This is a genomic window from Sphaerimonospora cavernae, assembly GCF_042435035.1.
GTDB lineage: Bacteria > Actinomycetota > Actinomycetes > Streptosporangiales > Streptosporangiaceae > Sphaerimonospora > Sphaerimonospora cavernae.
This window is the reverse complement of the sequence record NZ_JBHMQT010000023.1, coordinates 1-17826: the sequence shown is the minus strand read 5'-3', so window position 1 is coordinate 17826 and position 17826 is coordinate 1. Positions and strand designations below refer to the sequence as shown.

Here is a 17826-nt window from a genome sequence, read left to right as displayed (position 1 = left end):
TCCTGACGTCGGGGCATGTGGCGGCGAGGCGGAACGGGGCGAAACGGCCCGGCGGAGGGTCAGGCCCCGGGACTGAACAGCGCCAGGCTGGTGAGCAGCCGCTCCAGCGTGATCGCCCCGGTCAGCGTGCCGTCGGGGGCGACCACGGCAACGAGCGGCGTGCGCAGCCGGGTCATCACGGCGGCCACCTCGAGCAGGGTCGCGCCGAGTGGGACGGTGACCGGCTTGACCAGCGGGCGCGGCAGGCAGTCGCCCACCGACAGGTCGCCGATGTCCTGGGGGAAGGCGTCGGCGTAGGCCTCGTCGACGACCCGGGTGAGGGAGGGATCCTCGTGGTAGGCCCGGGGGATCGCGAGTCGCAGAACGTCGGTGCCCGACAGCACGGCCCCCGGCCGGCCCGCCTCGTCGACGACGATCAGGCCGGGCATCCGGTTCAGCGCCATGATCTGGATGGCCTTGATGACCCGGTCGCGGGTGGTGACCGTGGGCGGTTTCACGGCGATGTCACGTGCTTGCACGGCGGTTATCCGTTCGGGGACGACGATCCCGGTCGCCCGGGCGTTCTGGGCCGTTCCCGGCGCGGTCATGACGCCGTTCCGGCGGTCTCGGCGATCTCGGCGACCCGGCGTTCGAGGACGGCGACTCGATCGGCGATGGGCCGGCTGTGCAGGATCTCGGCGAGGTGGTCGGCCTCGTCCTGCTCGAGTACGATGCTCTGCAGTGGTTCGTCCGACTCGGCTGTGTAGACGAGGAGCCGGTACCGGCCGGTTCTGTCCGAGAGGACGCCGAAACGCTGCCCTCCTCGGGTGACACAGTGATGTACGGTGCCGGTGCCGGGCACAGCCGTGCGGGAGACGCGCACGCAGAGATACCTCCGTTCCGAGTGGTCGCCGATTCTCATCGCGGGTGACGCCGGATTCTTCCGCTTCCGGCCCCTGTATCCATTTTCGATGGTGGAGCGATCGTCCGCTATCAGGTCCGGCACCCATTTCGGCAGGGGTCGGACGTGCAGTCGCGGGTCCATGATGGGAGATGACTCACATGGACGCCCGGGTACCGCCGGGCTAGGAAGGACTGTGGAAGGGAGGGAGGGCGCCTGCTCGCCCGTCCGGAAGGCGGGCCGCACGCCAGAACCTCGATGAGTCACTCCGACGACCGGCGGCCTCTTCGGCCGCGGCAGGCCGCCAGGCGTTCACGGTCCCGGGCACGGATCGGGGCACGGATCGGGGCACGGATCCAGGTGCGCACGCCGGCGCGGACGCTGTTCTGGCGGCTGTTCGCCATCAACGGGCTGGTGTTCACCGTCGGCACGCTCGTGCTCGCGCTGTCGCCCGCCACGGTGTCCTCGATGGTCCGCCTGGCCGAGTTGCCGGTCCTGACGATCGGGCTGACGCTGATCATCACTGCGAACGCGCTGCTGCTGCGGGCCGGCCTGGCTCCGCTGGACGCGCTGACCACGCTCATGCAGCGCGTCGACCTGCTGGAATCCGGAGACCGGCTCGCCGACAGCGGCAAGGGAGACCTCTCCCACCTGATCGGCACGTTCAACTCGATGCTCGACCGGCTCGAGTCGGAGCGCAGCGCGAGCAGCGCGCACGCGCTCGCGGCGCAGGAGGGGGAGCGGCGGCGCATCGCACGGGAACTGCACGACGAGATCGGCCAGAGCCTGACCGTGGCGCTGCTGAGCCTCAAACGCGTCGTCGACCGGGCGCCCGACGACCTGTGTGAGGAGCTGTGCGCCGCCCAGGAGACGGTCCGTTCCAGCCTCGACGAGGTGCGGCAGGTGGCGCGCAGGCTGCGTCCCGGCGTGCTCGAAGATCTCGGGCTGCAGAGCGCACTGAACGCGCTGAGCAGCGAGTTCTCCCAGGTCAACCAGGTTCCGATCACGCGGGCGGTCGACCCCGGGCTGCCCGATCTCAGCGAGGACGTGGAACTGGTCATCTACCGGATCGCACAGGAGAGCCTGACCAACGTGGCCAGACACGCCCGCGCCGGCCATGTGGAGCTGTCCCTGACCGCGGGCGACGGCGACCTGACCCTGCGCGTCACCGACGACGGGCGCGGCGGCGCCCGGCAGGAGGGCGCCGGAATACGCGGCATGCGGGAACGCGCCCACCTCATCGGCGCGCGCCTGACCATAACGTCCCCGCCCGGCGGCGGCACCGACGTACGTCTGGTCATACCCGTCGAGGCCGAACGCAGCCGATGAACATGTCAGCGGAGTTGAACATGGAGACTGCCAAGACCCGCATCCTGCTGGCGGACGACCACGCCCTGGTCCGGCACGGGCTGCGCCTGATCATCGACGCCGAGCCCGATCTCATGGTCGTCGCCGAGGCGGCGGACGGTGCCGAGGCCGTCGAGGCGGTCTCGGCCGGCGAGATCGACCTGGTCATCCTCGACATCGCGATGCCGCGGATGACCGGGATCCAGGCGGCCCGGGAAATCAACCGGCGGGCGCCCGGCGTCCGCATCCTGATCCTGTCCATGTACGACAACGAACAGTACTTCTTCGAAGCGCTCAAAGCGGGCGCCTCGGGCTACGTGCTCAAGTCGGTGGCCGACCAGGACCTCCTGGAGGCGTGCCGGGCCGCGGTGCGCGGCGAGCCGTTCCTCTATCCGGGGGCGGTCACCGCGCTCATCCGCGACTACCTGCACCGCGCCCGCCAGGGCGAGCAGATGCCCGCCAGCATCCTGACTCCGCGCGAGGAGGAGATCGTCAAGCTGATAGCCGAGGGCAACTCCGCCAAGCAGATCGCGGAGACCCTCTTCATCAGCGTCAAGACCGTCGACCGGCACCGCGCGAACATCCTGCAGAAGCTCGGCATGCGCGACCGGCTCGAACTGACCCGCTACGCCATCCGCGCCGGCCTCATCGAACCCTGAACCGGCGCGGACGGCGGCCCGGTGACAAATGTCATCGCGAAAACCGGAGGCGCGGCACTGATCGGCGGACGGCGGTGATTCCTGATGGTCTCCATGGCCGCCTACGGGGCGCTGGCCGCCGCCATGATCTCGACCGCGGTCCCCTGGTCGCAGGAACGGCACAGCGGCTGGCTGCGGCAGCTCCAGATCACCCCGCTGCCGGGCTGGGCGATCATCCTCACGAAGCTGGTCTCCTCGCTGCTGCTGGTCCTGCCGTCGCTGCTGCTGGTCGGCCTGGCCGCGGTGCTGACCCAGCATGTCTCGCTGCCGCCGGGGCGGTGGGCGGCGCTGATTCTGGCGATGTGGATCGGCACGATCCCGTTCGCTGCGCTGGGCCTGGCGATCGGGTCCCTGCTGCCGCCGGAGGCCGCGCAGCCCGTCGCGATGGTCGGCATGATGGGGCTGGCCCTGCTGGGCGGAATCCTGTTCCCGGAGAGCATCATGCCCTCGGCCATGAAGACCATCGCCCACGAGTTGCCGTCGTACGACTATGCGAGCATCGGGTGGCGGATCATCGCGGGGGAGGCCCCGAATACAGCGGAGGTCGCGGGCATCCTCGCCTGGGGCGTGGCGCTGGTGGCGCTGGCGCTCGTCGCCTACCGCCGCGCCACGGTCCGCGCCTGAGCATCGCGACACGGGAGGGACGGCGGGATGAGCCGGCTGGCCAGAGTGTTCACCTTCGGCGGAACGGACGACAGCCCCGCCCGCCTGCGGCGGCTCATGGGTATGTCGCTGGGGCTGATCTACCTCTTCTACCCGCTGTCCGACGTGACCGACGGCAGGGTGAGCGGCGCGCAGGCGGTCTGGCGTGTGATCGCGCTGGCGGTCTTCGTGGCCGTCTACCTGACGGTCGTGCTGGGCCCGCGTGACCTCGACCGTCACCCCCGGTGGATGTTCGCCCTCCTCGGCGTCGCGACCGCGATGGGGGCGGCCTTCCCGCTGCTCTTCGGGAGTTCCACCTGGCTGGCCCTGGCGGTCTATCTGGCGATCGTCTACGCGATGGCGCTGCAGCCCCGCCGTGCTCTGCTCGCCATCGCGGGCATGGCGGCGATCGTGGTCGTCGACGGCAACCTCATCGGAGCCGACGGCGACATGCTCTGGACGCTTCTGCTGCAGGTCGTCACGCTCGGCGTGCTGTTCATGAGCGTGCGCAACACCCGCGTGCTGATCGACCAGCTGCGGCAGGCCAGGAGCGAGGCGGTCCGGCTGGCGGCCGCGGAGGAGCGGCTGCGGATCGCCCGCGACCTGCACGACCTGCTCGGCCACAGCCTGTCGCTCATCGTGCTGAAGAGCGAGCTGGCCGGCCGGCTGAGCGAGCAGGCCTCGCCAAAGGTGGCTCAGGAGGTGGCCGACATCGAGTCGGTGGCGCGGCAGGCGCTGGTCGAGGTGCGCGAGGCCGTGACCGGCTACCGGCGGCGATCCCTCGCCGACGAGCTGGACGGCGCCCGTGCCGCGCTCGCCGCCGCCGAGGTCGCCCCGACGATCAGAACCGCCGACACCCCGCTGCCCGCCGATCTCGACGAGCTGTTCGCCTGGGCGGTGCGGGAGGCGGTCACCAACGTCGTACGGCACGCCCGCGCCACGCGCTGCGAGATCGAGCTGTCGTACGACGAGGCCGGCGCCGTGCTGGAGGTGACCGACGACGGCAGGGCCGGGCCGTACGGCAAGGCCCCCGGCGGGGGCGCGGGCAGCGGCCTCACGGGCCTGACCGAGCGCGTGAACGCGGCCGGGGGCACGGTCGTGGCCGGGCCTGTCACCGCCGGGACCGGCTTCCGCCTGCGGGTGACGGTGCCCCGGGTGCCCCGGGTGCCCCGGGTGACCGGGACGACGGGGCCCGGGCTGACGCGGACGCCGGACGCGGATAGGTTGACGGCATGATCAGGGTGATCCTGGCGGAGGACCAGGCCATGGTGCGCGGGGCGCTGGCCTCCCTTCTCGGGCTTGAGCCCGACATCGAGGTCGTCGGGGAGGCCGCCACCGGCGACGATGCCGTCGAGGTCACGGACCGTACCAGGCCGGACATCGTCCTGCTGGACATCGAGATGCCGGGTATGGACGGCATCGCCGCGGCTGCGGAGATCCGCCGCAGGCACCCCGAATGCCAGGTGATGATCCTCACCACGTTCGGCCGGCCGGGTTACCTGCGCCGGGCGATGGAGGCGGGCGCGGCGGCCTTCCTGGTGAAGGACAGCCCGGCCAGGGAACTGGCCGCCGCGATCAGGCGCGTGCGGGACGGTGAGCGCGTCGTCGACCCCGGGCTGGCCGCCGCCGCGCTCAGCGCCGGGCCGAACCCGCTGTCCCCCCGCGAGCGCGAGGTCCTGGCGGCCGGCGCGGACGGCTCCACGATCGGTGACATCTCCCGCCTGCTGCACCTGTCGGAGGGCACGGTGCGCAACTACCTCTCCTCGGCCATCCAGAAGACGGCGGCGCGCAACCGCATCGAGGCCGCCCAGAAGGCCCGCACCCACGGCTGGCTCTGACCCGGCCGGTGGGAGCGGTGATGAAGCGGCGAACCAGGTGCGGTGGTCACGCGGTGCGGACCTCCTGATCGACCACCGAAGTGATCGCATCGATGTTGGCGGCGATGAACTCGCCCAGCTCTGGCGGCATCAGCGCCACGGCCCGGACGGCTTCGGAGATCAAGGGGACACGGACGACCTCGTAGCCGCCGCGCTCAGGCTTCGAAAATTCGGTGCCGGTGCGGGTGGCAAGGTCGATGCTGTTCAGACGGGCCGCGAAGATGTGCTGCACGCCGAGGCCCGAATCCAGGGAATCGGTGATGAGGAACACCAACTGTGGTGCGGTGATCGTACCGCCGAGCTCCTCAAACACCTCACGGCACAGCGCCGCCTCGAGGCTGTCGTCGGTCTCCTCAAGGCCGCCGCCGACAGTGACCCAATATGGGTCACGGCCCGGCCTGGTGCGCTTGATGAGCACCAGATCCTCTCCGTCGAGCAGGATCACCCGAACGTTACGTTTGACGATCGGCGGCATGAGTCGACTCCTTGTCATCTGGTACGGCGGACTGCCTGGACCGCGACTTCCCAGGATGCTCGCGCGATGCCTGTTTGATCCTGCTTGCTGTCGCTCATCCGATAGCCTGGCGTGTCGTGGTGGTGCGGCTGGCGGCGGGTGGGGGCAGATGGGTGTCTGTCGCGCCCGGACGGCTCGCCCGGTGGATCGAGGGCTTCGCCGTACGGCACGGGGCCGTCGAGGCGGCCGTCACCGGCGAGGTGGTCCGGCTGGCGGCGGCCGACGGCTGCGTGGCCGAGTGTCACGTGCCGTTCCCGCCGCTGCGGGGGGACCGGGCCGAGGACCTGGTCGAGCACGCCTGCCGGGAGCGGACGGTGGGGGTCCTGCTGGTGCGGCTCGGCGGCTACGCGGCCGGCGTGTTCATCGGGGACCGGCTGGTGGCCGCCAAGGTCGGGTCGCGGCCGGTGCACGGGCGCAGCGCGGCGGGCGGCTGGTCGCAGCAGCGGTTCGCCCGGCGCAGGGAGAAGCAGTCCGCCGAGGCGCTCGGCGCGGCGGCCGATGTGGCGTTCCGAGTACTCGTACCGTACGTCGCCGGGCTGGACGTCGCAGGGCCGGGCAGGGGCGAGCTGGACGCGGTCGTGTTCGGCGGGGACCGCCGCGCGGTCGCCGAGCTGCGCGGCGACCGGCGGCTGGCGCCGCTGTTCGCGCTGGAGGCAGAGCCCTTCCTGACCGTGCCCGATCCCCGGCGGAGCGTGCTGGAGGGGACTCCCGCGATGTTCCGGAGCGTCCGCATCCGCGTCGTCGAGACCGGTGAGGCCGTAGAGACCACGGACTGACCCGGTGCCGAGCGGGCCGCATACCGGCCGGGCGGGCCGATAACCACGTTCGGCTCTTGGCGGTCGGCGACTACAATGGCGGGCATGTGCGCTCCCGACTGATCGACATCGTGCGCCGATCCATTTCGAAATTTCCTCACGGGAGTGTCTCCATTCATGATCATTGCTACTGACGTCGAACTGCGCGCGGGATCCCGGCTGCTCATCGAGGGCGCGGCCTTCCGGGTGAACCCGGGCGACAAGATCGGGCTGGTGGGCCGCAACGGGGCCGGTAAGACCACGCTCACCAGGGTCCTCGCAGGTGAGGGCCTTCCGGCCGGCGGCTCGGTGACCGCCACCGGCAGCATCGGCTACCTGCCGCAGGACCCGCGCACCGGCGACCTGTCGGTGCTCGCCCGCGACCGCATCCTGTCTGCCCGGGGCCTCGACGAGGTGCTGCGCGAGCTGCGCGATGCCGAGCTCGGCATGGCCTCGGACGACACCCGGGTGCGTGACAGGGCGGTGCGCGCCTACGGCCGGCTGGAGGACCGGCTGCACGTGCTCGGCGGCTACGCCGCGGAGGCGGAGGCCGCCTCGATCGCCTCCAGCCTCGGACTGCCCGACCGGGTCCTGCGGCAGCCGCTGGAGACTCTGTCCGGTGGGCAGCGCAGGCGGGTGGAGCTGGCCCGGATCCTGTTCAGCGGAGCCGAGACTCTCCTGCTTGACGAGCCCACAAACCACCTCGATGCGGACTCAATCGGGTGGCTTCGGGATTTTTTGCGCGCCCACCAGGGCGGGTTGGTCATCATCAGCCACGACGTAAACCTTCTTGAAGCGACGGTAAACCGGGTCCTGCACCTCGACGCCAACCGCTGCGTGATCGACACCTACAACGTCGGCTGGAAGGCGTACCTGGCGCAGCGGGAGACCGACGAGAAGCGCCGCAAGCGCGAGCGGGTCAACGCCGAGCGGCAGGCGTCCGCGCTGCTGTCGCAGGCCGACCGCATGCGGGCGAAGGCCACCAAGGCCAAGGCGGCGCAGGACATGGAGCGCCGGGCCCGACGCCTGCTGTCGGGCGTCGAGGGCGAGCGGCGTGCCGACCGGGTCGCCAAGCTGCGCTTCCCCGAGCCCGCGCCGTGCGGCAGGACGCCGATGACGGCCCACGGCCTGTCCAAGTCGTACGGCTCGCTGGAGGTCTTCACCGACGTCGACGCGGCCGTCGACCGCGGCTCCAGGATCGTGATCCTGGGCCTGAACGGCGCGGGCAAGACGACGCTGCTGCGCCTGCTCGCCGGCATGGAGAAGCCCGACGCCGGAGAGGTGCGGCCCGGCCACGGCCTCAAGATCGGCTACTACGCGCAGGAGCACGAGACCCTCGACCCGGAGCGCACGGTCCTGGAGAACATGCGCTCGGCCGGGCCCGATCTCCTCGAGGTCGAGCTGCGCAAGGTGCTCGGCTCGTTCCTGTTCTCAGGAGACGATGTGGACAAGCCCGCCGGGGTGCTGTCCGGAGGAGAGAAGACGCGACTCGCCCTGGCCACGCTGGTGCTCTCGAGCGCCAACGTGCTGTTGCTCGACGAGCCTACCAACAACCTGGATCCGGCGTCGCGGGAGCAGGTTCTGGCGGCCCTCGGCTCGTACGCCGGAGCGATCGTGCTGGTCACCCATGATGAGGGTGCCGTGGAGGCGCTCCGTCCGGATAGGGTGATTTTGCTGCCGGACGGAGTCGAAGACGCGTGGAGTGACGAATTTTCCGATCTTGTGGCACTCGCCTGATCTTAATTTGAGCGGGTAGGGATCTTTTCCCGCGGAGTAGGTAGCCGATCTCGCCGAAATGACTGATCATGGCGTGAGTAACGCTGCGGAAGTCTGGCACTACAGGAGGTACTCGTGGCCGAGACTCTCAAGAAGGGCACCCGGGTGACCGGGGCAGACCGTGAAAAGCTGGCCAACGATCTGAAGAAGCGCTATGCCGCGGGTGAGAGCATCCGCGCTCTGGCGGCTTCCACCGGCCGGTCATACGGGTTCATCCACCGCATCCTCAGCGAGTCCGGAGTGACTCTGCGTGGGCGCGGCGGGGCGACCCGGGGCAAGTCCAAGCGCTAGCGATCCACCTCACGACGCGCGACCGCAGCCGCTCGTTCCAGCAGTCCGAGTGGTCGCGTCCGAGCCACCAGAACGAGATTCGGTAGGCTCGGGCGCGACCGCGGGAGACAGGGGAGCGCGAGCATCCGGCACGTACGGAAAACACGCACGGGCCGGACGCGTACGGACGGGACGCCGCACCGGACCCGGCCGTGCGTGAGGCGAGCGACCTCTCATCGGAGGCAGGAGCGAGCAGCGATGGCGGAAGCGGCAACTGGGGGGACCGGACTGCGCTTCGAGATGGACGGCGAGATCGCGACCATCACACTGGACCGGCCGGAGAAGCGGAACGCGCAGACGTTCGGCACCTGGTCGGCACTGGCCCGGATAGGCGACGAACTTCCGGAGCACGTGCGGGTGGTCGTGATCAGAGGCGAGGGGCCGTCCTTCTCGTCGGGCATCGACCTGGGCATGTTCACCCAAGATCCCGGACTGGCCCAGGGCCCCGGGCCCGCTGAGGGACCCGGGACGGATTCGTTCGCCGCGGCGGCCGCCCACGGCGACGCCGATCTGCAGCGGCTGATCGCCGAGGCCCAGCGCGGCTTCCTGTGGCTGCGGCGGCCGGAGATCGTGTCCATCGCCGCCGTGCGGGGTCACGCGATCGGTGCGGGCTTCCAGCTCGCGCTCGCGTGCGACCTGCGGATCGTCGCGGACGACGTCATGTTCTGCATGAAGGAGCCCGCGCTCGGGCTGGTCCCCGACCTGACGGGGACCAAGCCGCTGGTCGACATCGTCGGGGTGCCACGCGCCATCGAGATGTGCCTGACCGCACGGGTCGTCGGCGCGGCCGAGGCGCTGCGGCTCGGCCTGGCCGAGATGGCGGTGCCCGCCAACGAGCTGGGCCAGGCCGTACAGGACCTGACGGCGGCGCTGCTGGCCGTGGACCGCGCGGCGGCGACCGCCACCAAGCGGCTGCTCCAGGGTGCGCCGCACCGGACGCTGGAGGCGCAGGCCGCCGCCGAGCGGACCGAGCAGGCGACCCGGATCAGGGCGCTGTTCGCTTCCAGCAAATGACGGAATCAGGCGCCTGTCCTGGGTGCTTCACCTCCCGGGAGGATGGCGACATATGGCGATGATGGGCGGCGGTTACGGCTTCGAGGCGATGCGGTCGCTGCGGCGCGACAGCTCGGTGACCAGCGAGCGGCTGGCGCCGGGGACGGTACGCCGCATCGCCGGGTACGCCCGGCCGTTCAGGGGGCAGATCACGGCGTTCCTGGCGCTCGTCGTGGTCGGTTCGGTCATCGCGGTGGCCAACCCGCTGCTGATGAAGGCGATCATCGACGACGGCATCATCCCGAAGCGGACCGGGATCGTGGTCTGGCTCGCCGTGGCCATCGCCGCCCTGGCCGTGGTGGACGCCGGACTGACCCTGGCCCAGCGGTGGTACTCCGCGAGGATCGGCGAGGGGCTGATCTACAACCTGCGCACCGAGGTCTTCGACCACGTGCAGCGCATGCCGGTGGCGTTCTTCATGCGCGCCCAGACCGGCGCGCTGGTCTCCCGGCTGAACAGCGACGTCATCGGGGCCCAGCGGGCACTCACCAGCACGCTGTCGTCGGTGGTCTCCAACGTGGTCAGCCTGGTCATGGTGCTCGGCGCGATGCTCGTGCTGTCGTGGCAGATCACGCTGGTCGCACTGGTCCTGGTGCCGATCTTCATCATCCCGGCCAAATGGGTCGGCCGCCGGATGTCGGCGCTCACCCGCGAGCAGTTACAGCTCGACGCGGAGATGAGCTCGGTGATGACTGAGCGGTTCAACGTGGCCGGCGCCATGGTCGCCAAGCTGTACGGCAGGCCGGCCGACGAGGCCGTCCACTTCGGGGAGCGGGCCGGGCGGGTTCGCGACGTCGGGGTCACGGTCGGAATGTACGGAACGGTGTTCCGGGTCGCACTCGGCCTGGTCGCCGCGCTCGCGACCGCGCTCGTCTACGGCCTCGGCGGCATGTTCGCCGTGTCGGGGGCGTTCGAGCTCGGCACGCTGGTCGCCCTCGCCTCGCTGCTCATGCGCCTCTACGGCCCGCTGACCAGCCTGTCCAACGTCCACGTCGACGTGATGACCGCGCTGGTGAGCTTCGACCGGGTCTTCGAGGTGCTCGACCTCAAACCGATGGTGGCCGAGCGGCCCGACGCCCGGCCGATCCCCGACGGGCCGGTGGAGATCGAGTTCGACGACGTGCGGTTCCACTACCCGGAGGCCTCGGAGGTCTCGCTGGCCTCCCTGGAGTCGGTGGCGCGGCCGGACACCGGGCCGTCGCAGGAGGTCCTGAAGGGCGTGTCGTTCACGGCCCGGCCGGGCGAGCTGGTGGCGCTGGTGGGTCCTTCGGGGGCGGGCAAGACGACGACGACGTCCCTGGTTTCCCGCCTGTACGACGTCAACGAGGGCGCCGTGCGGATCAACGGCCTGGACGTACGGGACGCCACCCTCGACAGCATCAGGGACACGGTGGGCGTGGTCATGCAGGACGCCCACCTGTTCCACGACACGATCGGCGCCAACCTCCGCTACGCCCGTCCCGAGGCGACCGACGAGGAGATCTGGGACGCGCTGCGGGCCGCGCAGATCGCCGACCTGGTCAAGGGCCTGCCCGAGGAGCTGGAGACCGTCGTGGGCGACCGGGGCTACCGGCTGTCGGGCGGGGAGAAGCAGCGCGTCGCGCTGGCCCGCCTCCTGCTGAAGGCGCCGCGCGTCGTCGTGCTCGACGAGGCCACCGCCCACCTGGACTCCGAGTCAGAGGCGGCGGTGCAGCAGGCGCTGAAGACCGCACTGCGGGGGCGCACCTCTCTGGTGATCGCCCACCGACTGTCCACCATCCGCGAGGCCGACACGATCCTGGTGATCGAGGACGGGCGGGTGGTCGAGCACGGCCGCCACGAGGAGCTGCTCCGGCGCGACGGCGCCTACGCGGAGCTCTACCGCACCCAGTTCACCGGTTGAGCGGTCACGGGTTGGTCGATCATCGGTAGCCGAGGCGGCCGAGCTCCTCGCGGGCGACCTTCTCCACCAGTTCGGCGTCGACCGCCGACAGCCGCTTGCGCCACGCGCCCGCCTTCGGCTTGACCGTGCCGTACAGGGCGATGGTGGAGATCTCGGCGTGGAGGAAGTCCGACACCGCGCCGATCGCCCGGCCCGGGGAGGCCAGCATGTCCTCGTACCGCAGGGTCAGCAGCTGCTCGGCGGGCAGCTCGCGGCGGAGCGTCGCGCTGAGCCGTACGGCGCTGCGCCACCGCAGCGCGCACTTGCCCGCCGCCGGCATGTCGTTCCACAGGCCCCGGTGTTCGGCCGAGCGCACGCCGAGGAACGGATTGGGAAACTCGGCCTCCTCGCCCAGCATGTGCGGCCTGAACCAGGCCAGGCAGGCCGGGTCGGCCAGCATGTCGGCGACCACGTCGCGCCCGTCGCGGATGATCTGGATGAGCCGGGCGTCCGGGAACGCCTGCAGCAGCACCGGGGCGCTGTAGAGGAGATCGGGCCCGGCGTCGCCGAACCTGGTGAGCGAGCGCGACGCCACGCAGGGCCCCGACCCGATGATGCCGCCCGCATCCTTGCAGGTCGCGCCGCATTCGGCGCAGGCGTCCGGCACGACCTGCCACGCCTCGGCCAGCACGTCGCGCAGCACCCGGTGCGCCCCCCGGCTCCGGGCGATCGACGGCCGCCGGGCGAACGCGTACACGACCCGGGCCACCGCGGCGCGGCCCATGGTGACGTGGAAGCCGGAAGATCGTTTGAGGGCACGGCCGACCAGGTCCGCGCCGGAGTGCGGAGCGGCGATCACGAACACCGGCTGACGGACCTTGACACCGTTGACCACGAGTATGTGCGTCGGAGGTCGCATAGATACGGTTAAGTCTGACACCCTTTGGGAGTGGAGGAGCGCAGCACACGCGGGGTGGACCACGGCGAGGCGCCGGCGGCGCGGCCGATATCGCGGATGGTACGCGGCCCGCGGCGGCTGCGGCCGGGGGACACGGTGGCCCTGGTGGCGCCGGCGGGGCCTGTCGATCCGGTACGGCTCGCGCGCGGCCGGGAACTGCTCGTCGAGCTCGGCCTGGAGGTGGTGATCGGCGCACACCTCCTGGACCGTGATGGGTTTCTGGCCGGTGCCGACACCGGCCGCGCGGCCGACCTCCAGGAGGCCTGGTGCGACCCGGGGATCGCCGCGGTCGTCTGCGCCCGCGGCGGCTACGGCACGACCCGGCTGCTCGACCTGCTCGACTGGGAGGCCATGGCGGCGGCTGAGCCCAAGATCCTTCTCGGCTCCAGCGACATCACCGCGCTGCACCGGGCGTTCGCCGACCGGCTGGGCGTCGCGACGCTGTTCGGGCCGATGCCCGCGACCGTCGTCATGGGCGGCCCCGAGGGGCCGGACCAGGACTCGTTCGCGAGCCTGAAGGCGGCACTGTTCGAGGGCGGGCACCTCGCACCGATCATCGGCGACCGCCTGCTCGTGCCCGGCCGGGCCGGCGACGCGGTCGTCACCGGTCCCGTCGTCGGGGGCAACCTGGCTCTGCTCGCCGCGCTGTGCGGGACGCCGTACGCGCTGCGCGCCGAGGGATGCGTCGTGCTGCTGGAGGACGTGACGGAGGAGCCGTACCGGATCGACCGCATGCTGACCCAGCTCCGGCAGGCCGGGTGTTTCGACGGGGCGCTGGCCTTCGCGCTCGGGTCGTGGGTGGAGTGCGGGGATCCGCTTCCGGTGCTCGCCGAGCGGCTCGCCCCGCTGGGGGTGCCGGTGATCGCCGGGCTTCCCGTGGGGCATGGGGCACCACAGCTCAGTGTGTGGATGGGGGCATATGGGGTTATCGATACAGAACTGTATTCTTTGACGAACATGTTCCGCGACCCGGAGGCGGCACCCTGAAACCCGCCCCGGAAGGTCCGGGCAGCGGCGAAGGGATGGTGCGTTGGGACTCTTGCGGCGACTGCTCGGCCGGACCCGGACCGATTCCCCCGCTCCAAGGCCCGTCGAGGACGTCGACCTCGACTCCCTGCTCGCCCTGGTCGCCGAGACCATGGGGTTCACCTGCGCGTTCGCCCCTGACGGCGCGTCCCTGACGCTGCGCTCCGCGGACCCGATCGTGGCGCGGGTGGTCAACCTCGTCGGCCTGCGCCGCGAGGCCGCCCGGCGCTCGCGCGAAGACTGGCCGATGCTGGTCTCCGAATACCTGGCCCACGCGGTGTCCGGCGAGCCGTTCGACGCCTGCAACCTCGCGCCGATCAAGCCGCTGCTGCGCGCCCGGGTGCACGCCGCCGACGACCCGGCGATCCCCGACCCGTCCCGCATCATCGGCCGCCACCTGAGCCCCGACCTGATCGAGGTGCTCACCATCGGCACCCGCCCGGTCCGTCCCGAAGAGGCGTTCTGCTGGCCGATCCCGCCCGCTGAGGCGCTGGACATCGCGATCGGCAACGCGCTCGCCGACGAGCGGCCCGCCGTTTCACGGCTCGACCTCGCCGGGACCGCGGTGTCCCTGCTGACCGCGCCGAGCGCGGCCGCGCACCTGCGGCGGCTGTCCGACCACGCGCCCATGCCGAAGGACGGCGTGCTGGTCGCCATGCCGCACCGGGGGATGATGGCCGTGCACCCGGTGGCGGGCATCGAGGTGGTGCGCGCCATCGAGCGGCTGCGTGTGTTCGCCCAGCGGGAGTACGCCACCAGGGAGGACGGGCTCACCCCGCACGTCTACTGGTGGCATCGGGAGCGGCTCACCCGCATCCAGGCCGACCTGGTCGCCCACAACGGGCAGACCCGCCTCGTCGTCACGCCCCCGCCGGCCTTCGCCCGCCTCCTCGCCCGCATCGCCACAGAGTCGTAACCGTCAGAGGCCGAGGCGTTGGTCGTGCCGGGTTCCCCGGTAGGCGGCCTTACCCTTGCCGATCGTCGCAGGCCCGTCACCACCCTGGAAAACGGAGGGCGAACCGGCGTCAGCGGCTAAGGATGCAACGGCGGCACGCGTGTTCTGTCCGGTTATGACCCTGTGCATCGATCTCGCCGTGCCGATGACGTCGAACTCGTAGCCGCTCACGGTGACCCAGCGCGAGATCGCCGCTGTCTACTGTCGCTCTCGCAACTTTTCGTGACGTGGTCGCGTCTAGACGAAATGTATTCGTGTGATGTGAGTCACATCCGCATCTTTGGAGTGTTTCTTCGTCTGGTCGTGTGAGCTGGGCGGATTCGCGGCGGCTGGGGGATCGTTCCAACGAGATCACTGTGAGTGATCATCTAGGCGCGGAAGAGATCTTGACTCTCGGTTGTCAGCCGCTCATGATCTCCTTTGGTCTGTTTATGCCTGCTTTATGCGAGTGAGCGGCACTGTGTCGTGCCGCGTGCTTCGCATGCCTGCGGAGGAGTTCGGCGTGCCGGTTTCGCGTGCCCGGAAGTTGTCGTCCAGCCGGATGCCCGGCCGTTTTTCACGGTCGTGGGTCGCCGGGCTGGTCGCGCTCGGTGTGTTCGTGTCGGGGATCGGTGTGCCGGACGGGCTGGTCACGCAGGCCAGCGCCGCGGCGCAGGAGCAGGGGCAGCCGGAGCGCAGTGTGGAGGGCCGGCCGGTCGTGACCCCTGCCCCGGGCGCGAAGCCTGCGACGGAGTCGCGTCGCGCGAAGGTGCCCGCGAAGCCGGTCTGGCCGAAGGGTGGGTCGGCGTGGGTTGACCTGGTGGCGGGCAAGGGAGCGGTGCCGGTGCCGGGGTTGCCGGTGTCGCTGGCCCCGGCCGCCGGTGGTTCGGCGGCCGGTGGTTCGGGAGACGGGGAAGGGTCGCAGAGCGCGGCCTCTCCGGCGCCGTCGCCGGCCGTGACGTCCTCGCCGCCCATGCCGTCAGAGTCGCCCTTGCCGTCGGCGTCTCCCTCCCAGAAGCAGCAGAAGGCACAGGAGCGGCAGGAGCCGCAGCGGTCGAACTCGAAGGGGTCGCTGTCGCCTGAGGCGATCCCGTCGTCGAAGCCGGTGTTGGAGTCTGCCGGGTCGGCTGAGGTGAAGGTGTTCGACAACACGGTGGCCCGCAGGCTCGGCGGGGTCGGCCTGGCGTTGCAGGTGACTCGGGCGGACGGTGGCACTGGTGTGGCGGCGGCGCAGGTCACGGTGGACTATTCGTCGTTCCGGCATGCGGGCGGGGGTGGGTTCGCGTCCCGGTTGACGCTGGTGGAGTTGCCGGCGTGTGTGCTGCCCTGCCGCTGACGGCTGAGTGTGGCAAGCAGCGGGCGGCGCAGCGGCGGGTGCTGCCGGTGGTCAACGATGTGAAGGCCGGCCATCTGACGGCTGAGGTCCGGGTGGCGCCCGCCGCCGAGGCCGGTTCTGGCGGGGGTGTGGCCTCGCCGACCGCTGCCCCTGCGGCAGCCAGTGGCGGTGCCAGTGCCAGTGTTGAGGCGGGTGCGTCTGGTGCGGTGCCTGTGGGTGGGGTTGTGTATGTGGTGGCGGCGTCTGCTGCGGCGACGGCGTCGGGGTCGTTGGTGGGGGATTTCTCGGCGTCGCCGTTGAAGCCGTCGGGGACGTGGCAGGCGGGGGCGTCGGGTGGGGCGTTCACCTACAGTTACCCGATCACGGCCCCGCCGGCGCCGTCGGGGGATGCGCCGGCGTTGGCGTTGCAGTATTCCTCGGCGGCGGTGGATTCGCTGACGTCGCAGACCAACAACCAGTCCGGGCTGGTCGGGATGGGCTGGGAGTTGGGCACGGGGTTCATCGAGCGGTCGTTCGTGTCGTGTGCGGGGTATGCGAGTTCGGGCCGGTTGGGGTACCACCCGGCGCAGCAGGGCTGGCCGGACAAGTGCTGGCACTCGCCGTACTCTTCCGACCCGGCCGCCTCGAAGCTGACGTTGTCGGTGGACGGGCGTTCCACCGACATCGTGAAGGACTCCGGCGGTAAGTGGCGCACGGTTGAGGATTACGGGTGGAAGATCGAGCCGATCGGCTCGCAGTCGTGGTGGCGGATCACCACGCAGGACGGCACGGTCTACCGGTTCGGTTACAACGAGGACTCCGCGTTGTCGATGTCGTTCATCGGCGACGATGAGGGCGAGCCGTGTTATCAGTATTATCCCAAGCCCGGCAGCGGTAAGTCGACGGTCGATCGGGTCTGTGAGGACACCTGGCGTTGGATGCTGGACCGGGAGGTCGATCCGAACGGCAATGTGATCGATTATTCCTACGATGTGGAGTACGGCTCCTACTGTACGTCGGCGCTGGGCGGGTGGGATGAGTGTTCCCCGGAGTACGACCAGGCCGCGCATGTGCGTGAGGTGCGGTACGGGCACAACGTCAACGTCGCCGGGTCGACGCCGAGTGCGCGGATCGTGTTCGCGACCGCTGCCCGGGCCTCGGGTGGGATCACCGATGAGCCGGAGTGGTGCAAGGACGGTGACTGGTCGTCGTGTCTGTTCGCCCCGCCGACCTTCTCCACCAGCAAGAAGCTGACCTCGATCACCACTCAGACCTGGAAGGCGGGGGGCGGTTCTGGGTGGGAGGACGTGACCCGGTGGGAGTTGTCGTACGCGTGGTTGTACGGCGATGTGCTGGAAGAGCATCCGATCTTGTGGCTGGATTCGATCCGGCAGGTCGGCCTGGCCGGTGGTAACGGCACGCAGATCGCGCTGCCGGCGACCACGTTCGATGCGACGTTCCTGGACAACGCCGTCAGCATCTACCTGGATCCGGTGCGGTTCCCCCGGATCGGCGCGGTCGGCAATGGGCTGGGCGGGCGCAGCGAGGTGGAGTACGGCCAGGCCCGCCCGTGCCCGAACCCGTGGCGGTATCCGCCGACTGACGGGTGGGAGAGTCGGGGGCTGGACTGCTACTTCGTCACCACGAGCCAGGAGATCGTCAACGGGACGTGGTACTACACCGGTGAGGTGTACGCGAAGTGGCTGGTGATGTCGGTCACCGACATCGACCTGGTGGGCGGCTCTCCGGAGCAGGTGACCGGCTACTCCTACGGCGGTGACCCGGCCTGGGTGATCCCGGACAATCCTTTGGCGCCGCGTC

The 17826-nt window shown here is 70.5% G+C and carries 19 protein-coding genes; 14 read left to right on the top strand and 5 right to left on the bottom strand.

Annotated features, from left to right (window positions below):
* Window positions 1–59: 59 nt before the first annotated feature.
* Both ACFHYQ_RS12320 and ACFHYQ_RS12315 read right to left on the bottom strand, forming a co-directional pair.
* A complete protein-coding gene (locus ACFHYQ_RS12320) occupies window positions 60–587 on the bottom strand; it encodes a CBS domain-containing protein (RefSeq protein WP_394301252.1) in 528 nt (175 codons plus the stop codon).
* The gene (locus tag ACFHYQ_RS12315; RefSeq protein WP_394301251.1) at window positions 584–862 is read right to left on the bottom strand and encodes a cation:proton antiporter regulatory subunit; all 279 of its coding nucleotides are present in this window, start codon (window positions 860–862) and stop codon (window positions 584–586) included. Before ACFHYQ_RS12315 ends, ACFHYQ_RS12320 begins: the two co-directional genes overlap by 4 nt.
* Before the next feature lie 378 nt (window positions 863–1240).
* On the opposite strand from ACFHYQ_RS12315, the gene ACFHYQ_RS12310 reads away from it, so the two are divergent.
* The 5 genes from ACFHYQ_RS12310 (at window position 1241) to ACFHYQ_RS12290 (ending at window position 5405) form a co-directional block, all read left to right on the top strand.
* Window positions 1241–2209, top strand: coding sequence for a HAMP domain-containing sensor histidine kinase (locus ACFHYQ_RS12310; RefSeq protein WP_394301250.1), 969 nt, complete (start codon window positions 1241–1243; stop codon window positions 2207–2209).
* Between the two features lie 20 nt (window positions 2210–2229).
* On the top strand, window positions 2230–2886 hold the full coding sequence (locus ACFHYQ_RS12305) for a response regulator (protein WP_204015667.1): 657 nt from the start codon (window positions 2230–2232) through the stop codon (window positions 2884–2886).
* 84 nt (window positions 2887–2970) lie between these two features.
* Window positions 2971–3549 (top strand): ABC transporter permease, encoded by a 579-nt coding sequence (locus ACFHYQ_RS12300; protein WP_394301249.1) that lies wholly within the window; start codon window positions 2971–2973, stop codon window positions 3547–3549.
* Between the two features lie 27 nt (window positions 3550–3576).
* Window positions 3577–4803 (top strand): sensor histidine kinase, encoded by a 1227-nt coding sequence (locus ACFHYQ_RS12295; RefSeq protein ID WP_394301248.1) that lies wholly within the window; start codon window positions 3577–3579, stop codon window positions 4801–4803.
* Entirely contained in the window at window positions 4800–5405 is a 606-nt protein-coding gene (locus ACFHYQ_RS12290; RefSeq protein WP_394301247.1) for a response regulator transcription factor, read from the top strand. Before ACFHYQ_RS12295 ends, ACFHYQ_RS12290 begins: the two co-directional genes overlap by 4 nt.
* Window positions 5406–5451: 46 nt before the next feature.
* Here the strand turns inward: ACFHYQ_RS12290 and ACFHYQ_RS12285 are convergent, their stop codons facing one another.
* Window positions 5452–5919, bottom strand: a complete 468-nt coding sequence (locus ACFHYQ_RS12285; RefSeq protein WP_394301246.1) for an NUDIX hydrolase — start codon at window positions 5917–5919, stop codon at window positions 5452–5454.
* Between the two features lie 116 nt (window positions 5920–6035).
* On the opposite strand from ACFHYQ_RS12285, the gene ACFHYQ_RS12280 reads away from it, so the two are divergent.
* The 5 genes from ACFHYQ_RS12280 (at window position 6036) to ACFHYQ_RS12260 (ending at window position 11793) form a co-directional block, all read left to right on the top strand.
* Window positions 6036–6734 (top strand): acVLRF1 family peptidyl-tRNA hydrolase, encoded by a 699-nt coding sequence (locus tag ACFHYQ_RS12280; RefSeq protein WP_394301245.1) that lies wholly within the window; start codon window positions 6036–6038, stop codon window positions 6732–6734.
* 156 nt (window positions 6735–6890) lie between these two features.
* Window positions 6891–8489 (top strand): ABC-F family ATP-binding cassette domain-containing protein, encoded by a 1599-nt coding sequence (locus tag ACFHYQ_RS12275; RefSeq protein WP_394301244.1) that lies wholly within the window; start codon window positions 6891–6893, stop codon window positions 8487–8489.
* A 114-nt stretch (window positions 8490–8603) separates the two neighbouring features.
* A complete protein-coding gene (locus tag ACFHYQ_RS12270; protein WP_055482135.1) occupies window positions 8604–8819 on the top strand; it encodes a helix-turn-helix domain-containing protein in 216 nt (71 codons plus the stop codon).
* Window positions 8820–9056: 237 nt separating this feature from the next.
* Complete coding sequence (locus tag ACFHYQ_RS12265) at window positions 9057–9872, top strand: enoyl-CoA hydratase/isomerase family protein (protein ID WP_394301243.1); 816 nt, start codon at window positions 9057–9059, stop codon at window positions 9870–9872.
* A gap of 52 nt (window positions 9873–9924) precedes the next feature.
* Window positions 9925–11793 carry an ABC transporter ATP-binding protein gene (locus ACFHYQ_RS12260; protein ID WP_394301242.1) on the top strand — a complete coding sequence of 623 codons (1869 nt, stop codon included), beginning with the start codon at window positions 9925–9927 and terminating at the stop codon, window positions 11791–11793.
* 19 nt (window positions 11794–11812) lie between these two features.
* On the opposite strand, the gene ACFHYQ_RS12255 is transcribed toward ACFHYQ_RS12260, so the two are convergent.
* A complete protein-coding gene (locus tag ACFHYQ_RS12255; RefSeq protein WP_394301241.1) occupies window positions 11813–12691 on the bottom strand; it encodes a sulfotransferase in 879 nt (292 codons plus the stop codon).
* Window positions 12692–12721: 30 nt separating this feature from the next.
* On the opposite strand from ACFHYQ_RS12255, the gene ACFHYQ_RS12250 reads away from it, so the two are divergent.
* Both ACFHYQ_RS12250 and ACFHYQ_RS12245 read left to right on the top strand, forming a co-directional pair.
* Entirely contained in the window at window positions 12722–13717 is a 996-nt protein-coding gene (locus ACFHYQ_RS12250) for a S66 peptidase family protein (protein WP_394301240.1), read from the top strand.
* Between the two features lie 43 nt (window positions 13718–13760).
* Complete coding sequence (locus tag ACFHYQ_RS12245) at window positions 13761–14672, top strand: hypothetical protein (RefSeq protein ID WP_394301239.1); 912 nt, start codon at window positions 13761–13763, stop codon at window positions 14670–14672.
* A 468-nt stretch (window positions 14673–15140) separates the two neighbouring features.
* On the opposite strand, the gene ACFHYQ_RS12240 is transcribed toward ACFHYQ_RS12245, so the two are convergent.
* Window positions 15141–15842, bottom strand: coding sequence for a hypothetical protein (locus tag ACFHYQ_RS12240; protein ID WP_394301238.1), 702 nt, complete (start codon window positions 15840–15842; stop codon window positions 15141–15143).
* Here ACFHYQ_RS12240 and ACFHYQ_RS12235 point away from each other — a divergent pair.
* Window positions 15829–16026, top strand: coding sequence for a hypothetical protein (locus ACFHYQ_RS12235; protein WP_394301237.1), 198 nt, complete (start codon window positions 15829–15831; stop codon window positions 16024–16026). The genes ACFHYQ_RS12240 and ACFHYQ_RS12235 overlap by 14 nt on opposite strands.
* Window positions 16005–17826: SpvB/TcaC N-terminal domain-containing protein (locus ACFHYQ_RS12230; RefSeq protein ID WP_394301236.1), on the top strand; the 1822-nt coding region annotated here is incomplete at its 3' end. The genes ACFHYQ_RS12235 and ACFHYQ_RS12230, both read left to right, overlap by 22 nt.